This window comes from Agromyces larvae, assembly GCF_022811705.1.
GTDB lineage: Bacteria > Actinomycetota > Actinomycetes > Actinomycetales > Microbacteriaceae > Agromyces > Agromyces larvae.
Window position 1 is genome coordinate 2,871,178 of record NZ_CP094528.1, and the last position, 19,118, is coordinate 2,890,295.

18 protein-coding genes are annotated in these 19,118 nt (G+C 71.8%); 11 read left to right on the forward strand and 7 right to left on the reverse strand.

The window, feature by feature from the left end; genetic code table 11:
• Positions 1-5: 5 nt before the first annotated feature.
• Entirely contained in the window at positions 6-689 is a 684-nt protein-coding gene (locus MTO99_RS13820; RefSeq protein ID WP_243554217.1) for a nucleotide exchange factor GrpE, read from the reverse strand.
• A gap of 2 nt (positions 690-691) precedes the next feature.
• Positions 692-2,560, reverse strand: coding sequence for a molecular chaperone DnaK (gene dnaK / locus MTO99_RS13825; RefSeq protein WP_243554218.1), 1,869 nt, complete (start codon positions 2,558-2,560; stop codon positions 692-694).
• 266 nt (positions 2,561-2,826) lie between these two features.
• Here dnaK and MTO99_RS13830 point away from each other — a divergent pair, with 266 nt between their 5' ends.
• From MTO99_RS13830 to MTO99_RS13845, 4 genes are all read left to right on the forward strand, one after another.
• Positions 2,827-4,029, forward strand: a complete 1,203-nt coding sequence (locus MTO99_RS13830; protein ID WP_243554219.1) for a GTP pyrophosphokinase — start codon at positions 2,827-2,829, stop codon at positions 4,027-4,029.
• 266 nt (positions 4,030-4,295) lie between these two features.
• Positions 4,296-4,811, forward strand: coding sequence for a universal stress protein (locus tag MTO99_RS13835; RefSeq protein WP_243554220.1), 516 nt, complete (start codon positions 4,296-4,298; stop codon positions 4,809-4,811).
• Positions 4,808-5,251, forward strand: a complete 444-nt coding sequence (locus MTO99_RS13840) for a fluoride efflux transporter FluC (RefSeq protein ID WP_243554221.1) — start codon at positions 4,808-4,810, stop codon at positions 5,249-5,251. Before MTO99_RS13835 ends, MTO99_RS13840 begins: the two co-directional genes overlap by 4 nt.
• Positions 5,248-5,625, forward strand: a complete 378-nt coding sequence (locus MTO99_RS13845; protein ID WP_243554222.1) for a fluoride efflux transporter FluC — start codon at positions 5,248-5,250, stop codon at positions 5,623-5,625. The genes MTO99_RS13840 and MTO99_RS13845 overlap by 4 nt, the downstream gene beginning before the upstream one ends.
• A 58-nt stretch (positions 5,626-5,683) precedes the next feature.
• On the opposite strand, the gene MTO99_RS13850 is transcribed toward MTO99_RS13845, so the two are convergent.
• Positions 5,684-7,336, reverse strand: a complete 1,653-nt coding sequence (locus MTO99_RS13850; protein WP_243554223.1) for a SulP family inorganic anion transporter — start codon at positions 7,334-7,336, stop codon at positions 5,684-5,686.
• Positions 7,333-7,716: an ArsR/SmtB family transcription factor gene (locus MTO99_RS13855; protein WP_243559107.1), complete on the reverse strand. Its 384-nt coding sequence runs from the start codon at positions 7,714-7,716 to the stop codon at positions 7,333-7,335. The genes MTO99_RS13850 and MTO99_RS13855 overlap by 4 nt, the downstream gene beginning before the upstream one ends.
• A 254-nt stretch (positions 7,717-7,970) precedes the next feature.
• Between MTO99_RS13855 and MTO99_RS13860 the strand changes: the two genes are divergently transcribed.
• Entirely contained in the window at positions 7,971-8,849 is an 879-nt protein-coding gene (locus tag MTO99_RS13860) for a serine protein kinase RIO (RefSeq protein ID WP_243554224.1), read from the forward strand.
• A 7-nt stretch (positions 8,850-8,856) separates the two neighbouring features.
• Here the strand turns inward: MTO99_RS13860 and MTO99_RS13865 are convergent, their stop codons facing one another.
• From MTO99_RS13865 to MTO99_RS13875, 3 genes are all read right to left on the reverse strand, one after another.
• Entirely contained in the window at positions 8,857-10,314 is a 1,458-nt protein-coding gene (locus tag MTO99_RS13865; RefSeq protein ID WP_243554225.1) for a Vgb family protein, read from the reverse strand.
• 54 nt (positions 10,315-10,368) lie between these two features.
• Positions 10,369-10,866: a DUF8696 domain-containing protein gene (locus MTO99_RS13870; RefSeq protein WP_243554226.1), complete on the reverse strand. Its 498-nt coding sequence runs from the start codon at positions 10,864-10,866 to the stop codon at positions 10,369-10,371.
• Between the two features lie 89 nt (positions 10,867-10,955).
• The gene (locus MTO99_RS13875; RefSeq protein ID WP_243554227.1) at positions 10,956-11,639 is read right to left on the reverse strand and encodes a YncE family protein; all 684 of its coding nucleotides are present in this window, start codon (positions 11,637-11,639) and stop codon (positions 10,956-10,958) included.
• A gap of 130 nt (positions 11,640-11,769) precedes the next feature.
• On the opposite strand from MTO99_RS13875, the gene MTO99_RS13880 reads away from it, so the two are divergent.
• The 6 genes from MTO99_RS13880 to MTO99_RS13905 all read left to right on the forward strand — a co-directional run bounded on the left by MTO99_RS13880 (position 11,770) and on the right by MTO99_RS13905 (position 19,068).
• A complete protein-coding gene (locus MTO99_RS13880; protein WP_435520762.1) occupies positions 11,770-13,215 on the forward strand; it encodes an MFS transporter in 1,446 nt (481 codons plus the stop codon).
• A gap of 41 nt (positions 13,216-13,256) precedes the next feature.
• The gene (locus tag MTO99_RS13885; RefSeq protein ID WP_243554228.1) at positions 13,257-14,000 is read left to right on the forward strand and encodes a sirohydrochlorin chelatase; all 744 of its coding nucleotides are present in this window, start codon (positions 13,257-13,259) and stop codon (positions 13,998-14,000) included.
• Between the two features lie 151 nt (positions 14,001-14,151).
• Positions 14,152-15,879, forward strand: coding sequence for a nitrite/sulfite reductase (locus MTO99_RS13890; protein ID WP_243554229.1), 1,728 nt, complete (start codon positions 14,152-14,154; stop codon positions 15,877-15,879).
• A gap of 35 nt (positions 15,880-15,914) precedes the next feature.
• Positions 15,915-16,646: a phosphoadenylyl-sulfate reductase gene (locus tag MTO99_RS13895; protein ID WP_243559111.1), complete on the forward strand. Its 732-nt coding sequence runs from the start codon at positions 15,915-15,917 to the stop codon at positions 16,644-16,646.
• Positions 16,643-17,563 (forward strand): sulfate adenylyltransferase subunit CysD, encoded by a 921-nt coding sequence (gene cysD, locus MTO99_RS13900; protein WP_243554230.1) that lies wholly within the window; start codon positions 16,643-16,645, stop codon positions 17,561-17,563. The genes MTO99_RS13895 and cysD overlap by 4 nt, the downstream gene beginning before the upstream one ends.
• Positions 17,563-19,068, forward strand: a complete 1,506-nt coding sequence (locus MTO99_RS13905; protein WP_243554231.1) for a sulfate adenylyltransferase subunit 1 — start codon at positions 17,563-17,565, stop codon at positions 19,066-19,068. Before cysD ends, MTO99_RS13905 begins: the two co-directional genes overlap by 1 nt.
• Positions 19,069-19,118: the final 50 nt, after the last annotated feature.

Below are 19,118 nucleotides of genomic sequence, written 5' to 3' on the forward strand. Positions count from 1 at the left end.
GTCCGTCAGGACGCCGGGGTGTGCACCACGACCTTCGCCGGGCGCAGCTGGACGCTGCCGAGCGTGTAGCCCGCCTCGACGACGTCGGCGACCGTGTCGGCCTCCACGTCGGGCGAGGGCTGCTGGAAGATCGCCTCGTGCTTCTGCGGGTCGAACGCCTCGCCCGCCTCGCCGAAGCGCTCGAGCCCGAGCTTCTCGGTCGCGGCGCGCAGCTTCGCGGCGATCGTCGCGAACGGGGTGTCGCCCTCGAGGTCGCCGTGCTTCTCGGCCCGGTCGAGGTCGTCGAGCACCGGCAGCAGCACCGCGACCGCCGCGCCGACCGCGCGCTCGCGCTCGAGCTCGCGGTTCTGCTCGGTGCGCCGACGGTAGTTGGCGTACTCGGCGGTCACCCGCTTCAGGTCGGCCAGGTGCTCGTCGGTCGGGTCCTGCACCTCGGCCTGCGCCGCGTTCAGGATGTCGTCGACGGTGAGCTCGTGCTCGCTCGCCGAGCTCGTCGAAGCGGGGGTCTCCCCTTCGACAGGCTCAGGGGGCTCGCTCGCTGAGCCCGTCGAAGCGGGGGTTTCCCCTTCGACAGGCTCAGGGGGCTCAGGGGCGCCGACGGGCTGCCGAACCGCACCGGTCTCGGGGTCGATCTTCCGCTTGTCGCGGATGATCGGCTCCTCGTGGTTCCGGTCTTCCTCGGAAGCCATGGTTACTTCTTCTCGTCTTCGTCGTCGACGACTTCGGCGTCGACCACGTCCTCGTCGCTGGACTCGCCGCCCGCGGCGCCGGTCGCCGAGGCGTCCTCGCCGGCCGTAGCATCCGCCGCCTGGCCCTGCGCGTAGATCGCCTCGCCGAGCTTGGTCTGCGACTGCGAGAGCTTCTCGAACGCGGTCTTCACCGCGTCGTCGTCGTCGCCGGCGAGCGCCGACTTCAGCGCGTCGACGTCGCCCTGCACCTCGGTCTTCACGTCGGCGGGCAGCTTGTCGTCGTTGTCCTTGATCAGCTTCTCGACCGAGTAGGCGAGCTGCTCGGCGGAGTTGCGCTGCTCGGCGGACTCGCGGCGCTTCTTGTCTTCGGCGGCGTGCTCCTCGGCCTCGCGCACCATGCGGTCGATGTCGTCCTTCGGCAGCGACGAGCCGCCGGTGATGGTCATCGACTGCTCCTTGCCGGTGCCCTTGTCCTTCGCGGACACGTGCACGATGCCGTTCGCGTCGATGTCGAAGGTGACCTCGATCTGCGGGATGCCGCGCGGCGCCGGGGCGATGCCGGTGAGCTCGAAGGTGCCCAGCGGCTTGTTGTCGCGGGTGAACTCGCGCTCGCCCTGGAAGACCTGGATCGCGACCGACGGCTGGTTGTCGTCGGCGGTCGTGAAGGTCTCGCTGCGCTTGGTCGGAATGGCCGTGTTGCGCTCGATGAGCTTGGTCATGATGCCGCCCTTGGTCTCGATGCCGAGGCTCAGCGGGGTGACGTCGATGAGCAGCACGTCCTTGCGCTCGCCCTTCAGGACACCGGCCTGCAGGGCGGCGCCCACGGCGACGACCTCATCGGGGTTGACGCCCTTGTTGGGCTCCTTGCCGGTCTCCTTCTTGATGAGTTCGGCGACGGCGGGCATGCGGGTCGATCCGCCGACGAGCACCACGTGGGCGATGTCGCTGATCTTCACGCCGGCCTCGCGCATGACGTCCTCGAAGGGCTTCTTCGTGCGGTCGAGCAGGTCGCTCGTCATGTTCTCGAACTGGGCGCGGGTGAGCGTCTCGTCGAGGTTCGCCGGGCCGTTCTCGGTGAGGGAGAGGTAGGGCAGCTGGATGCTGGTGCTGGTCGAGCTCGACAGCTCCTTCTTGGCCTGCTCGGCGGCCTCCTTGAGGCGCTGCAGGGCGATCTTGTCCTTCGAGACGTCGACGCCGGTCGACTCCTTGAAGCGCTTGATCAGGTGGTCGACGATGCGCTGGTCCCAGTCGTCGCCGCCGAGGCGGTTGTCGCCCGAGGTGGCGCGCACCTGGATGGTCGAGAAGTCGTCGTCCTTGCCGACCTCGAGCAGGGACACGTCGAACGTGCCGCCGCCCAGGTCGAAGACGAGGATCAGCTCGTCCTCCTTGCCCTTGTCGAGGCCGTAGGCGAGCGCGGCGGCGGTGGGCTCGTTGATGATGCGCAGCACGTTCAGGCCCGCGATCTCGCCGGCCTCCTTCGTGGCCTGGCGCTCGGCGTCGTTGAAGTACGCCGGCACGGTGATGACCGCGTCGGTGACGGTGTCGCCGAGGTACTGCTCGGCGTCGCGCTTGAGCTTCTGCAGGATGCGGGCCGAGATCTCCTGCGGGGTGTACTGCTTGCCGTCGATCTCCTGCGTCTTCCAGTCGGTGCCCATGTGGCGCTTGACCGACGAGATGGTGCGGTCGACGTTCGTGACAGCCTGGCGCTTGGCGGTCTCGCCGACGAGCACCTCGCCGTCCTTCGTGAACGCGACGACCGACGGGGTCGTGCGGAAGCCCTCGGCGTTCGCGATGACGACGGGCTCACCGCCCTCGAGGACGCTGACGACCGAGTTGGTCGTGCCGAGGTCGATTCCAACTGCACGTGACATGTGTGTTTCTCCTTCTCGCCCGGGAAGGAACCGCACGGATGCCCCGTGCCGGGCCCTTTCCGGACTGGTGGCCCGGCGGTGCCCGCCCGCGGCCGAAAGTCGGTGACGTTGAGACTTGAGTCTCAACGGCTCAAGTGTCACGCAGCGACTCGAACGTGTCAAGTCGAGATCGCGAAACTTGAGCGCATCTGACTCAACTCTCGGGATGTGCGCGGTATTCCCTGTGGCACCACGACGGTGTCTGCGGCGAGCATTAGCCTGCCCATGTGGACACGCGTGAGCAGGACGGCCAGCTCATCGCCGCCGAGCTCGCCCGGTACGACCGCGAGCTGAAGCGGTACCGCAAGCTGCGCAGCCGCATCGAGGCCGACTTCGCCCGGCGGCTCGAGGCGGCCGGCTTCAAGTACTTCCACGTGACGGCACGCGTGAAGTCGCGCGACTCCTTCGAGCGCAAAGTGCGGCGCGCGCCCGATCGCGAGGTGCGCGACCTCCTCGGCGTCCGCGTGATCGCGCACTTCGAGGGCGACCTGCCCGCGATGGAGCAGGTGGTGCGCGAGGCGCTCATCGTCGACGACGACTCGTGGGTCGACAAGTCCGAGATGCTGCCGATCGACGCATTCGGGTACCGCTCGGTGCAGTTCGTGGGCCGCGTCCCCGAGGAGGGTCAGGAGCGCGTCGCCACGGGGGCGCTCAGGACGGTCGGTGCGGATGGTGCGGCGGATGCCTCGGATGCTCCGCAGGTCGAGGTGCAGCTGCGCACCGCGCTGAGCGACACCTGGTCGGAGCTCGAGCACGACCTGCGCTACAAGTCGGCGCGGCAGCTCCCCCGCGAGGTCGACCGGCTGTTCGCGCTCTCGGCGGCGCTGCTCGAGCAGGCCGACGACAACCTCGATCAGATCCGCCGGCAGGTCGAGGAGGCGCGGGTCGCCCCGCCCTCGCGGGCCGACGGCGGCGGCGAGCGCGGGTACATCGGCCGGTTCATCCAGTACGACGGCGACTCGCGCACGCTCGACCAGCTCATCACCGCCGCGCTCGACGTGCCGTTCGGCGCCGTCACGGGCTCGGGCCGCGAACTGCGCAGCGTCGTCCGCGCGGCCGGGTGGCACCGGTACGACCAACTCGCCGACGGCTTCGCCGAGTACTCCGAACTGGGGCGTCGACTCGCGATCGCGTGCGCGAACACGACCCGCGACATCCTGCTCACCGATGCCGAGCCGCAGCGACCCGCCCGATCGTTCCGCGGCATCGGGGTGTACTGGACGGCGCTCGCGGCCGCCCTCGTCGCCGGCACCGCAGTACGCGAGAGCCGCGTCCCCGACGGGCGCCTGGCCGAGTACCGCGTGGTGGCCGAGTACCTGAACGTGAACCCGGATGCCTCGGCCCTCAGCGTGCGCAACCGATACGTCGCCCTCGCCGCGCCGGCCGGCACACTCGACGACGAGGGGTTCGCGCCGATCAGCCTCGCGTGATCCGCCGCACCCCTTTCCTCCCTTCCCCTCGCCCTTCCCGTTCCCCCGGGTGCCCGCTCCCTCTCCCTGGAACAAGGTCGATTCGCACCACCACGGTCCGGGGAACAGAGGGTGGGGGACGAGGGGAAGGGAAGGGAACGCAGGGAGTGTGCGAAACTGGGCGCAGCGCTCCGGCGCTGCGGCGGTGGGGCTCGCCGCACCCAACCTCGACTCCGGTCGACAACAGTCCCTGTCTCGTGATCAACCGCGCCCGAGATAGGAGACCCGTGCCCGAGACCTTCCCGACCATCGTCGTCGGCGTCACGCCGCACCAGCCCGATGCGGTCGTGCAGCACGCGGCCGCTCTCGCCGGAGCCCTGGGCGCCCGACTCGTGTGCGCGACCGTGGACCCGGGCCACTACGTCGTCGAGGAGCATCCCGACGGCAGCGTGCGCTCGCTCGAGGTCGACCCCGACGCCGGCGATCTCGAGCGCAGCGGCGACCGCGAGGCCGCCGACCTGGTCGAACGCCTGCATGCCCTGCTCGATCCGACCGGTCTCCGCTGGGAGCACCGCGGCCTCGCCGGCGATCCGACCCGTGCGCTCGCGCACCTGGCCGACACCCTCGACGCCGCGATGATCGTGGTGGGCACGCGCGAACCCGGCGTGCGCGGCACCCTGCGGGAGTTCTTCAGCGGCTCGGTCGCCGCGCACCTCGCGCATCGCCAGCATCGACCGGTGCTCGTGGTGCCGCTCGCCCCGGTCGGATTCGACGACGTCGCACCCTGGGATTCGGCGTCGTGAGCCTCGGGAACCGTCCGCCGCACCTCCAGTGGCGGCTGATCGGGCTGGTCGCGCTCGGCGGCGCGATCGGCACGGCGGCGCGCGCCGGGCTCGGCATCGCGGTCACCGCGGCGCTGCCCGGCGCCGTCTTCCCGGTGACGACGTTCACCGTGAACCTGATCGGCGCGTTCGTGCTCGGCGTGCTGCTCGAAGCCCTCGTGCTGCGCGGGCCCGACGAGGGCGTGCGGCGGAGCATCCGACTGTTCGTCGGCACCGGGGTGCTGGGCGGATTCACGACCTACAGCGCGTTCTCGACCGACACCGCCCGACTGCTCCTCGCCGGCGAAACGCTGATCGCGGCCGGGTACGCGCTCGGCACCGTCGTGCTCGGCGGCGCGGCGAGCCTGGGCGGCATCCTGCTCGCGCGGGCCGCGCATCGCGAGACCGGAGGCGCGCGATGAGCGGATGGCTCGTCTTCCTCGGCACCGCCGCGGCCGGCGGCGTCGGCGCGGCCCTGCGGTTCGTGGTCGACGGGCTGGTGCGCGCCCGGTTCGGCGGCGGCCTGCCGTGGGGGACGGCGCTCATCAACCTGACCGGATCGTTCGCCCTCGGGGTGCTCGTCGGGCTGGCGCAGCACCGCATCGGCGCGGACTGGGTGATGCTGCTCGGCACGGGCCTGCTCGGCGGGTACACGACGTTCAGCACCGCGAGCGTCGAGACCGTGCGGCTCGCACGCGACCGTCGCTGGCGCGCGGCGATCGGGTACGGGTTCGGCGTGCTGGCGGCGGGCGTCGCGCTCGCCCTGCTCGGGGTCGGGCTCGGCTCGCTCGCCTGAGCGGCCGCGACGCGGCTCCGCGACGCGGCTCCGCGCCGCCGCGCGCCGCCCGACGCGGCTACGTGCCCCGGGCCTCGGCGGCGCGACGCACGTGGCTGCGCGCGTGTTCGACGGCGGCCGGCAGCTCGTCGAACAGGTGGTTCTGGTGCCGCAGCGACCGCACCACGCCGACGCGTTCGGCGAGGCGCAGGTGATGACTGCGGATCCCCTTCACGAGCACGGTCACGCCGCGACGTTCGAGCTGGGTGATGAGCTCGGTGATGACCTGGGCGCCGGTGGCGTCGAGGATCTGCAGTTGCGACATCCGGATGATGACGACCTCGATGTCGCGGATGTCGCCCACCCGCTCGAGCACCCGCTCGGCCGCGCCGAAGAACAGCGCACCCTCGAGCCGGAACAGCGCGATGCGCTCATCGCCCGGCTCGGCCGGGCCGGGCAGCTCCTCGCGGTGCACCCCGGCCGAGTCCGCGAGGGCCCGGAGCGCGAAGAACGCCGCGGCAGCGACCCCGATGAGCACCGCGTAGATCAGGTCGAAGCTCACGGTGATCACGGCGGTCACGACGAACACGATCGCGTCGGACCGGGTCGAGCCCACCACGCTGCGCACGGTCGCGATCGAGATCATGCGGGTCGCGGTCACCATGAGCACGCCGGCGAGCGCCGCGAGCGGGATGGTTCCGACGATGGATGCCCCGAACGAGACGACCCCGAGCAGCAGCACCGCGTGCACGACGGCCGCGAGTCGGGTGCGGGCGCCCGCCCTGACGTTGACCGCGGTTCGGGCGATCGCCCCGGTCGCCGGCATCCCGCCGAACAGTCCGGCCGCGATCGACGCGAGGCCCTGGCCGACGAGCTCGCGGTCGGCGTCGTAGGGGCCGGTGTCGGAGATGGATGCCGCGACCCGCGCCGAGAGCAGCGACTCGATCGCGGCGAGCGCGGCGACGGCGAGGATCGGGCCGGCGAGGCCGGGCAGCTGCGCCCAGTCGAAGCTCGGCAGGGCCGGCGCGGGCAGCCCGGCCGGAAGCTCGCCGATCGTGTCGACGGGCAGGTGCGCGAGGGCTGCCAGCACGCTGACGACGATGATCGCGACGATCGAGCCGGGGAACCTCGGGTGGATCCACCGCGGCCCGAGCAGCATGACGGCCGCCACGACGCCGACGATCCCGAGCGTCCAGCCGATCTCGGGCCAGGCCGCGGTCGGCAGCGATTCGAGGGCGGCGACGAACGCGTTCGGGCTGGGCCCGGCCGCGGTGCCGAGCGCAGCCGGAACCTGCTGCAGGAAGATGATGACCGCGATGCCGAGGGTGAACCCCTCGATCACCGGCCACGGGATGTACGTCACGGCGCGTCCGAGGCGCAGCGCGCCGGCGGCGGCCACGACGACGCCGGCGAGCACGCACACGACGGCGAGCACTCCGACGCCGTGGGTGGCGATGATGGGCGCGAGCACGACGACCATGGCCCCCGTCGGCCCCGACACCTGCACGTTCGACCCGCCGAACACGGCGGCGACGAACCCGGCGACGATCGCGGTGACGAGCCCGGCTTCGGCGCCGGCGCCCGAGGTCACCCCGAACGCGAGTGCGAGCGGCAGCGCGACGATGCCGACCGTCACCCCGGCGACGAGATCGAGGCGCCAGGTGCGCCCGAGTCCGCGGTAGTCGCCGGTCGACGGCAGCAGCCCGCGCAGGCGTGCCGCGGTGCCGCTCATCCGCGCGCCTCGGCCCATGCGTCGGCCCGCGGGATTTCGGGCAGTTCGCGCTGCGCGACGAGCTGCTGCTCGGTCGTGCCGAGGATCTCGCCGAGCAGCACCCGGGCGACCCGGAGCAGGTCGGCCACCTCGGGGTACGCGAGCCGGTAGTAGACGAGGCTTCCGCGCCGTTCGGACTCGACGAGCCGGTTGCGCCGCAGCACGGCCAGGTGCTGCGAGAGGTGGGATGCCTCGAGCGAGGTCTGTTCGAGCAGGGAGGCGACGGGCACCTCCGCAGCCGAGGAGAGCACTTCGAGGATGCGGATGCGGATCGGGTGCGCGAGCCCTTTGAACAGGCCGGCCTTCACCTCGTAGAGCGGGCGGGTCGGGTCGACGAACATGGCGGCTCCCGGTTTCACGGTTTGAGAGAACCATCAAATCACAATCCCGAACCGCCGCCTCGCCGACCCTGGACACGCGCGCGACGGGCGCGTAGGCTCGCCCGCGGACATTCGCCCGTGGCATCCGCGCCCTGATCAGAGGAAGGAGCGAACCATGCACGCCGTCACCGTCGCGCGCATCGCAGACACCCTTCCTTCCGAGGTCGCCGCCTAACCGAACCCACCCGGTGGCCTCCAGATCCGGAGACACCACCGTGACATCCACCGGTTCCACCGCGTCGTTCGACGCAGCATCCTTCGATGCATCCGCCCTCGTCTTCTCGACCGTCGAACCCGACGAACACCAGCGCTGGTCGACGTGGCCGGCGACCACGCCGTCCGAGCGCGGCCCGCTGCCGCGCCCCGACTGGGTCGTGACCTCGGCCGCGGCGATCGACACCGAACTCGGCGTCGTGAAGAGCGGCAAGGAGGCCGACCTCTTCCTCATCGAGCGCGCCGTGCCCGGCGTCGACTCGGGCGCGCCCGGCTCGACCGGGCAGGCGACCCTGCTCGCCGCGAAGCGCTACCGCGGCAGCGAGCACTCCGACTTCCACCGCTCGGCCGTCTACACCGAGGGTCGCGGCACCCGCCGCAGCCGCGACGCACGTGCCGTGAAGACCGGCACCGCCTTCGGCCGCGAGGTCGCCCGCGTGCAGTGGGCGCTGGCCGAGTTCGCGGCACTCTGCCGGCTCACCGAGCTCGGCGCCGCCGTACCCTACCCGGTGCAGGTGCACGAGACCGAAGTGCTCATGGAGTTCATCGGCGACGGCCGCGTCGCCGCGCCCCGGCTCGCGCAGATCAGAGCGGATGCCTCGGAGCTGCGCGAACTCTTCCAGCAGGTCGTGACGTTCATGCGGACCCTGGCGAGGGCGGGCCTGACCCACGGCGACCTCTCGCCGTACAACCTCCTCGTCGACCGCGGCCGCGTGGTGGCGATCGACCTGCCGCAGGTGATCGACGTCGTGGCGAACCCGAGCGGGTTCGACCTCATGCACCGCGACTGCGTGAACGTCTGCACGTGGTTCAGCCGTCAGCGACTCGAGTGCGACCCCGAGCAGCTGTTCGGCGAACTGGTCGGCGAAGTGGGGTGGTGAGGCCCGCTCAGCGGCGAGCGCGCGATCGGATGCCCCTCCGGCGCGTCGCGGCGATCAGCAGGCCGCCGGCGAGGAGCATCCCTCCGACGGCGGCAGCCAGGGGAGCGACGTCGACACCGGTCGCCGGGAGCGGGCAGGCCTGCGCGCCGGGGCATGGCGCGGGCGGCACCGGTGCCGGGCTGACGGTGAGCAGTGCCGACTCGGACTCGGCCGACCCGAACAGCTCCGTCGACGCGACGAACCGGAACAGAGCGCCGTCGTCGGCGAGCGTCGCGACGAACGACAACGTGGCATCCGTGCCGCCGGGAACGTCGACCCAGGTCGCCCCGCCGTCGTCGCTCCGCTGCCATCGGAAACCGTCTGCGGTCGCGCGAGCCGCCGCGGAGAAGCTGACCGGCTCGCCTTCGACGGCCGCGACATCCGTCGGGGCCTGCGGGATCGGTGGCCCGATCAGCGACAGGCTCGCCCCCAGCACGTTGCTGACCCAGGCCCACTGGGTGCCGGGCACGAATGCGATGAACCGCGGGTCGGCGCCGACCGCAACCCGGCCGAGCTCGGATCCGTCGGCGGTGTCGAGCACCGCGACCGCGTTGGCGTTCTCGAGCGGGACGTAGATGCGCGCACCGTCGGCGGCGACCACGCCGCCGGCGACCCTGGCGCCGAGGTTCACGGTGAATCTGGTGGTGAAGTCCGCCGTGTCGACCCGCGCCACGATGGTCGACGTGTACCCGCTGACCCACAGCTGCGACCCGTCGGGCGAGAGCGCGAGGTAGTAGGTCGCGGGAGCGGTGGGCACGTCGATGGTGGAGACCGTCGTCGGGGCGGCCAGGTCGAAACGGCTGACGGTCTGGCCGACGCTCACCGCCACGTACAGGTAGCCCCCGCCCACGGCGATGCCCGCCGGGAGGGATCCGGTGTTGAAGCTGACCTCGACCTCCCCCGAGACGGGGTCGAGCCGCACGACGCGCGCCTGATTGCGCACGGACGCGTAGAGGGCGCCGTCGGGACCGACCGCGAGGAACTGCGCGCGCCCGTTGTCTCCCGGGGCCACCGGCGGCACCGTCCACGTCGCGACGGTCGTCAGCGACTCGAGGTCGATCACGTCGATGAGGCCGGACACCTCGCCGGTGACGTAGGCGCGGGTCTCGTCGGGCGAGAACACCAGGCTGAGCGGCTCGTTCTGGATCGCCGTCTCGCGCAGCACCTGGTCGGTGGCGGTGTCGAACTCGACGAGTCGCCCGGGACCACCACCGGCTACCGCGATCGCCGCGTAGCCGCGAGTGCCGTCCGACGAGATCGCCACGGGTCGGGGAAAGTCGCCGACGGTGACGGTCGAGCTCTCGGCGAACGCAGGCGACGGCAGCAGCAGCGCCGCGCCCACCATGGTCGCCGTCGCGAGAGCGGCGGCGATCCTCCGACCGAGCGGCATGACGTCTCCCCACTGGGCCCCGATGCACAGGGGCACGAGCCGAGTCTATGCACGCGCCGTTCGACGGGGAACACTCGAGCGGATTCGACCTCAGGCGCGCCGGCGGCGTGCCGCGCCGACGACGAGCAGCGCACCGACTGCGGCGAGCGCGCCGGCCCCGATGCCCCACCCGGCGCCCGCGGCGTCGACGCCGGTCGCCGGCAGCACTCCGGGCGTCGGCGTCGGCGGCGGCGTCGGCGTCGGGATGACGGTGAGCAGCATGGGTTCGCCGATCACCGGGTCGAAGAGCGCGCTCGTGGCCACGACCCGGTAGAGGTTGCCCGAGTCGGCGAGCGCTCCGGGCACGGTGAGCGATTCGCTCGATGCATCGGGCACGTCGTCCCAGGTGGTGCCGCCGTCGCTGCTGATCTGCCACTGCACCTGCTGCCAGAAGTCGTCGACGACGACGGAGAACTCGGCCGGGGCGCCCTCGTCGACGGTCTGGTCGCCGCTGCCGTTCACGGTCGGGCGGGTGAAGACGAGCAGCTCGTCGGTGGCTCCGCTGGTGGCGTAGATGCGGTCGGCGGTGACGCCGTCGAGGGTGTGCACCTCGACCGATTCGACGTTGCCGCCGATCGGCACCTGTGTGACAACGGGCGGAGGCCCGGTCGTGTAGTCGAGCGAGATGATGCCGCCCGTCAGGCAGGCGACGTAGACGCGAGCGCCCAGGACCCGTCTCCGGCGACCTCGATGATCTGCACGCCGCCGTTCGGAGCAGTGGCGTGCACGGTGAAGTACACCTGGGTTCCGTCGGTGCGCACGGCGACACCGCGCGAGCCGCCCGTCACGTCGAGGGTGCGGGGCGCCGCGAGCGGGTCGGCGATCTGGAACTGGTACTGCGGGTTGTGCAGCGTGGCCGCGTACATGTAGACCCCGGCCGGGCCCGCCATCAGGTCGACGAAGCCGCCGCCACCGGTGAAGATCATCGGTGCGGGCGAGCCGCCCGCGATGAGCTCGGCGGTCGGATACACCCGGATCTGCCCGGGGTTGTAGAACGACACCCAGACCTGCGCGCCGTCGGGCGTCACCTCCACCGAGGTCGGATTGAAGTCGTCGGACGTGCCGAACGTGATCGTGTTCACGAGGCTGAAGTCGCTCGCATCGAACACGCGGAGGTCTGCGGAGGCGCCGTCGCCGCGGTCGAGGACGAAGGTGTACGAATCGTCGGGCGAGGCGTCCACGTCGATGGGGTAGCGGCCGGTCGGCACCGACAGGAAGGTCTCGGCGGGGTCGGCCTGGGCGGGCAGACTTCCACCGGCTGCCACGAGGGCCGCCGCGACCGCGACGACGCCCGCGAACCGCAGGCCGCGACCTCGAGACATCCGTACCCCTTCGCTCGACCGGCCCCTCGGAGCCGCTCGGGGGAAGTTTCCCACGTCCGTCGCGAACCGGGTAGAGATGCGCGGGACATCCGTTGCCCGCCGTTCACCCGCCGCGACTAGCCTTGCGTGCATGACCGACCGCAACGACGGGGCCGCGTCCGTCGCCCCCGCCTCCGGCTCCCCCGCCGATCTCCCCGCCACCGCCGACTCGGGCGCCATCGCCGTGATGGGCCTCGACCTGCAGGAGGGGCGACGCATCCCGCGCAAGCAGGTGATCTCCTGGGCACTGTGGGATTGGGCGACGCAGCCGTTCAACTCGGTCATCCTGACCTTCGTCTTCACCGCGCTGTATCTGACCAGCGACGCGTTCCTCGACCCCGCGGTCGCAGCGCTCGGCGAGGGCGACCCCGCCTACGAGCGCGGGTTGGCCGATCTCGCGAGCGGTCTCGGCTGGGCGATCACGATCGCGGGCCTGCTGATCGCGCTGCTCGCCCCGGTGCTCGGGCAGCGGGCGGATGTCACGGGCCGACGCAAGCTCTGGCTCGGCGGGGCGACGCTCGCGCTGGTGCTGTCCATGTTCGCCCTGTTCTTCGTGCAGGGCACGCCCGCGTACTTCGTCCTCGGCGTGGCGCTCATCGCGGCCGGCACGGTGTTCAGCGAGATCGCGGGCGTCAACTACAACGCGATGCTCGTGCAGGTGTCGACGCCGAAGACGGTCGGCCGCGTCTCGGGCCTCGGGTGGGGGCTCGGGTACATCGGCGGCATCGTCGCGCTCGTGCTGGTGGTCGTGGCGAACACGTTCGACTGGTGGGGCATGCCGACCGAGAACGGGCTCGCCTACCGGGTGATCGGGGTCGGCTGCGCGATCTGGACGCTGGTGTTCGTCTGGCCGATCTTCGCCTGGGTGCCCGAGGCCCCGCCGGCCGCGCACCGCGACAAGGTCGGCTTCTTCCGCAGCTACGTCGTGCTCGTGAAGGACATCGTCGCGCTCTGGAAGCAGTCACGGCCCACCTTCTGGTTCCTGCTCGCGAGTGCGGTGTACCGCGACGGGCTCGCGGGCGTGTTCGCCTTCGGCGCGGTGATCGCCGCGGTGGCGTTCCACTTCACGCCGAACGAGGTGATGATCTTCGGCATCGTGGCGAACCTCGTGGCGGGGGTCTCGACGATCCTCGCCGGCCGTCTCGACGACCGGTTCGGGGCGCGGGCGGTCATCCTGTTCGCACTCGGCGGCCTCGTGGTGGCCGCGCTGACCGTGTTCTTCCTGCACGACGCCGGCAAGCTGGTGTTCTGGATCTTCGGCCTCGTGCTCTGCATCTTCGTCGGGCCGGCGCAGGCGGCGTCGCGCGCATTCCTCGCCCGGGTCACCCCGGCGGGTCGCGAGAGCGAGATCTTCGGCCTCTACGCGACGACGGGCCGGGCGGCGAGCTTCCTCTCGCCCATGCTCTGGAGCGCGCTCATCCTGGTCTTCGGCGCCACGTACTGGGGCATCCTCGGCATCGCGATCATCCTGGCCGCCGGGTTCGTGCTCATGCTGTTCGTGCGCGATCCGCGCGCCGACGCGCGCACGGCGGGCTAGCACCGACCGCGCGCATCCGGCGAGCGCGGCAAGATGGTGGCATGACGACCCCCGCGCTCCTCGGCATCTCGCACGGCACGGCCTCTCCCGACGGGCAGCGCGCGGTGCGCGCGCTCGTCGACGCGGTCGCCGCCGAACTCCCCGAGGTGACGGTTCGGCTCGGTCATGTGGACGTGCAGCAGCCCGACGTGGATGCCTCGATCGCGACGATCCCGCCGGGCGAGTCGATCGTGCTCGTGCCGCTGCTGCTGTCGGCCGGGTACCACGTGCACGTCGACATCCGCGAGGCGACCGCCGCGCACCCGCACGTGCAGATCGCGGGCGCGCTCGGGCCCGATGGACGCCTCGTGGAGGTGCTCGTCCGCCGGCTCGCGCAGGCCGGCCTGAGCGACGCGGGGCTCGCCGACCCCGACGCCGGCCCCGACGCGCTGGTGCTCGCGGTCGCCGGGTCGAGCGACCGCCGCGCGGTCGACGACTGCCTGCGGATGGGCGAGCTGCTCGCCACCCGGCTCGGCCGGCCGGTGACGGTCGGGTTCCTCTCGGCCGCGGAGCCGCGGCTCGACGCGGCGGTCGCAGCGGCGCGGGCGGATGCCCCGGGCCGACGCGTCGTCGTCTCGAGCTACCTGCTCGCGCCGGGGTACTTCCAGGACCTCGCGGCCGCCGCGGGCGCCGATGTGCTCACCGAACCGCTGCTCGCCGGGGACGCACCGGCCCCCGAGCTCGTCGAGGTGGTCATCGATCGCTACCGCGACTGCCTCGATGCACCGGTCGCGTCAAGCCTGTGACGCCGTCTTTCGCCGTGCGACGCCTCGTGACGGAGCGTTGCGGCCTCTGACGAGCGCACGTGACGCGTTCGAGGGCCTCCCCTAGCGTCGACCGAGTCGATCGGGGCCACCGGTCGACCCCGGCATCACCGGGTGACGACGGAGGGGCGCCGTGACCCTGAGCGACACCGAGACGCGCCGCACGCCGGCGCGCAGCGCCGCCCGGCCCCCGCGCCCCGGCGGCAAGCCGAACGGGCAGTGGAAGGTCGACGGCACCGAACCGCTGAACGGCAACGAGGAGTGGAAGCAGCAGGGCGGCGGGCTCGAGGTGCGCCAACGGATCGAGTCGACCTACGCCGCGGGCGGGTTCGCGAGCATCGACCCGACCGACCTGCACGGGCGCTTCCGCTGGTGGGGGCTGTACACGCAGCGCAAGCCCGGCATCGACGGCGGCCGCACCGCGACCCTCGAACCGCACGAGCTCGAGGACGAGTTCTTCATGCTGCGCGTCCGCATCGACGGCGGGCAGCTGACGACCGAGCAGTTGCGCGTCATCGCGGGCATCTCGCAGGAGTTCGGCCGCGACACCGCCGACCTCACCGACCGGCAGAACATCCAGCTGCACTGGATCCGCGTCGAGGACGTGCCCGAGATCTGGCGACGGCTCGAGGGGGTCGGGCTCCAGACGACGGAAGCCTGCGGCGACGTGCCCCGCGTCATCCTGGGCTCCCCCGTCGCGGGCATCGCCGCCGACGAACTCATCGACCCGACGCCGGCGATCGACGAGATCACCCGCCGCTTCATCGGCGACGAGTCGCTGGCGAACCTGCCGCGCAAGTTCAAGACGGCGATCACCGGCCACCCCAGCCAGGACGTGGTGCACGAGATCAACGACGTCGCGTTCGTCGCGGTCGAGCACCCCGAGCTCGGCGTCGGCTACGACCTCTGGGTCGGCGGCGCCCTGTCGACGACGCCGCGCCTCGCCGAGCGGCTCGGCGCGTTCGTCGCGCCGCACGAGGTCGCCGACGTGTGGCACGGGGTGACGCAGATCTTCCGCGACTACGGCTACCGGCGGCTGCGCAACAAGGCGCGCCTCAAGTTCCTGCTCGCCGAGTGGGGCGCCGAGAAGTTCCGGCAGGTGCTCGAAGACGAGTACCTGGGCCATCCGTTGCCCGACGGCCCGGCCGCGCCGAAGCCGCTCGGCCAGGGCGACCACGTCGGTGTGCACCCGCAGAAGGACGGCCGTTTCTACGTGGGCGTCACGCCCATCGTCGGCCGCATCTCGGGGCCGACGCTCGCGAAGCTCGCCGACGTGATCGAAGCGCACGGGTCGAGCAGGCTGCGCACCACGCCGCACCAGAAGCTCGTCATCCTCGACATCGAAGAGCACCGCGTCGAGTCGCTCGTCGCCGCGCTCGACGAGCTCGGGCTGAGCGCCAGGCCGAGCCTGATCCGCCGCGGCACGATCGCGTGCACCGGCATCGAGTTCTGCAAGCTCGCCATCGTCGAGACGAAGGCGTACGCGACGGCCGCGGTGCTCGACCTCGAGGAGCGGTTGGCCGGCTTCGACCTGCCGCATCCGATCGCGCTGCATGTGAACGGATGCCCCAACTCGTGCGCGCGCATCCAGACCGCCGACATCGGGCTGAAGGGCCAGCTCGTCACCATCGACGGCGAGCAGGTGCCCGGCTACCAGGTGCACCTCGGCGGCGGGCTCGCGAGCGCCGACCGCGAAGAGCCCGGACTCGGTCGCACCGTGCGCGGCCTGAAGGTCGCGGCCGACGGCATCGCCGACTACGTCGAGCGGGTGGTCACCCGGTTCCTCGCCGAACGGGATGCCTCGGCCGGCGAGACGTTCGCGCAGTGGGCGCACCGGGCCGACGAGGAGGCCCTGCAGTGAGCGCGCGCAACATCGGGCACCCGCCGGACCAGGGGCTGGTCGAGGGGATCCGCGCTCGTCGACCGGCGGAGGAGCTGCAGGCACTCGCCGCTCGCGGGGCATCCGAACTCCGCAGCCTCGCCGACGGCGAGGCATCCGCGTACGAGGTGGTCGCCTGGGTCGCGCGCAATTTCGCGACGGAAGCCGCAGCCGTCGCCTGCTCGATGGCCGACGCCGTGCTGCCGCACGTCGTCGCGCAGTCGCTGCCCGGCGTGGATGTGCTCTTCCTCGACACCGGCTACCACTTCGCGAAGACGTACGAGACGCGCGACCTCGTGGCATCCGCGCTCGATGTGCGCATCGTCGACGTCCTGCCCGAGCAGACCGTCGCCGAGCAGGACGCCGAGTTCGGGGCGCGCCTCTTCGAACGCGACCCGAACCTCTGCTGCGCCCGCCGCAAGGTCGCCCCGCTGCACGCCTCGCTGGCGGGCTACGAGGTGTGGTTCACCGGCGTGCGCCGCGACGAGGCCCCGACCCGCACGAACACCCCGCTCGTCGACTGGGACGAACGGAACGGACTCGTGAAGGTCAACCCGCTCGCGGCGTGGAGCTTCGACGAACTGCTCGACTACGCGGGTGCCTTCGGCGTACCGGTGAACGACCTGCTCGGCCAGGGCTACCCGTCGATCGGATGCGAGCCGTGCACCAAGCCGGTCGCCGCCGGCGAAGACCCCCGGTCGGGCCGCTGGGCCGGCCTCTCGAAGACGGAATGCGGGCTGCACCTATGACCGAGCAGATCCTCTCCAGGCCGATCGCCCTCGACACCCTCGACCTGCTCGAGGCCGAGGCGATCCACGTCATCCGCGAAGTCGTCGCCGAGTTCGAGCGACCGGTCCTGCTGTTCTCGGGCGGCAAGGACTCGGTGGTGGTGCTGCACCTCGCGGCCAAGGCGTTCCGCCCCGGCAAGGTGCCGTTCCCGGTGCTGCACGTCGACACCGGGCACAACTTCCCCGAGGTGCTGGCGTTCCGCGACGAGACGGTCGCACGGCTCGGCATCGACCTCGAGGTCGCCGAGGTGCAACGCTACCTCGACGACGGGCGCCTGCAGGAGCGCGCCGACGGCACCCGCAACCCGCTGCAGACCCAGCCGCTGCTCGATGCGATCGCCGCCGGCCGGCACGACGCGGTGTTCGGCGGCGCCCGCCGCGACGAGGACAAAGCGCGCGCGAAGGAGCGCATCTTCTCACTGCGCGACGAGTTCGGTCAGTGGGATCCGCGCAACCAGCGGCCCGAGCTGTGGAGCCTGTACAACGGCCGGCACACGCCCGGCCAGCACGTGCGCGTCTTCCCGATCTCGAACTGGACCGAGCTCGACGTCTGGCGGTACCTCGAGCGCGAGCGCATCCCGCTGCCGCCGCTGTACTTCGCGCACGAGCGCGAGGTGTTCCGCCGCGACGGCATGTGGCGCGCGGTCGGCGAGTTCAGCGAGCCCCGAGCCGATGAGGTCGTCGAGCGCCGGACGGTCCGGTACCGCACGGTGGGTGACATGAGCTGCACCGGCGCGGTCGAATCGGATGCCTCGGACGTCGCGTCCGTGGTGCGCGAGGTCGCCGCCTCGACCCTGACCGAACGCGGCGCGACGCGCGCCGACGACCGGATCAGCGAGGCCGCGATGGAGGACCGGAAGAAGGACGGGTACTTCTGATGACGGACACCACGACCACCCAGTACCCCGAGCTCGTCGAAGCGAGCCCCACGCCCCCTGAGCCCGTCGAAGGGAGCCCCACGCTCGAAGCGACCCCCGCGCTCCCTGAGCCCGTCGAAGGGAGCCCCGCTTCGACAAGCTCAGCGAGCCGCACGCTCGAAGCGACCCCCACGACCACGACCCTGTTCCGGTTCGCGACCGCCGGGTCCGTCGACGACGGCAAGTCGACCCTCGTCGGGCGGCTGCTGCACGACTCGAAGGCGATCCTCGCCGACCAGCTCGAGCAGGTCGCGCGCACCTCGCGCGAGCGCGGCTTCGGCCAGGGCACCGGGTTCGATTTCGCGCTGCTCACCGACGGCCTGCGCGCCGAGCGCGAGCAGGGCATCACCATCGACGTCGCCTACCGCTACTTCTCCACGGGCCGGCGCAGCTTCATCCTCGCCGACTGCCCCGGGCACGTGCAGTACACCCGGAACATGGTCACCGGGGCGACCACGGCCGACGCGGTCGTGGTGCTCATCGACGGTCGCAAGGGCGTGCTCGAGCAGACCCGACGGCACCTCGCGGTCGTCGCGCTGCTGCGGGTGCCGCACGTGATCGTCGCCGTCAACAAGATCGACCTGCTCGGCTACGACGTGGGGGCGTTCGCCGCCGTCGAGCGACAGGTGCGCGACGTGACGCGCGAGCTCGGGCTGGGCGACGTGCACGTGCTCCCGGTGTCGGCGCTCGAGGGCGACAACGTCGTCGAGCGGTCGGCGAACACGCCCTGGTACGACGGCCCGGCGCTGCTCGAGCTGCTCGAACACCTGCCCGCGCAGGGTGAGCTCGGGTCTCGAGACGCTCCGTCGTCGCTGCTCGACGACCGGGCTTCCGAGGACTTCCGACTCCCGGTGCAGCTGGTGCTGCGCCCGCAGGGCGGGCTCTCGCCCGAGCTCGCCGCCGACCCGGCCGCCGCCGAGTTCTACCGCGACTACCGTGCGTTCGCCGGGCGGGTCGCGTCCGGCCGGGTCCGGGTGGGCGACCGCGTGCAAGTCTTCCCCTCGGGCATCGAGACCACCGTCACAGGCATCGACGTGGCCGGAGCATCCGCCGACGAAGCCGTCGCCCCGCAATCGATCGCGCTGCGCCTGGCCGACGACATCGACGCCGCGCGGGGCGCGGTGATCGCGACCGCGGGCACGGTGCCCGCGGGCCGGCGCGAGGTCGTGGCCGAGCTGTTCCAGCTCGACGCCCGCCCGCTCCTACCCGGCGCACGGGTCCTCGTGAAGCACGGCACCCGCACGGTGCAGGCGCTCGTCGCCTCCGTCGACGCCCGACGCGACCTCGACACCCTCGCCCACGAACCCGCTTCGGCGCTCGAGGCCAACGACATCGGTCGCGCGACCCTCCGCTTCGCGGCGGAGCTGCCGCTCGAACCGTACGAGGCGAACCGCTCCGCCGGATCGTTCCTCGTGATCCATCCCGCCGACGGCGCCACGCTGGCGGCCGGGATCACCCACGGCTGAGGCATCCGCCGAAGCCGAGACGCACCACGCACCACGCACCATCCCATCAC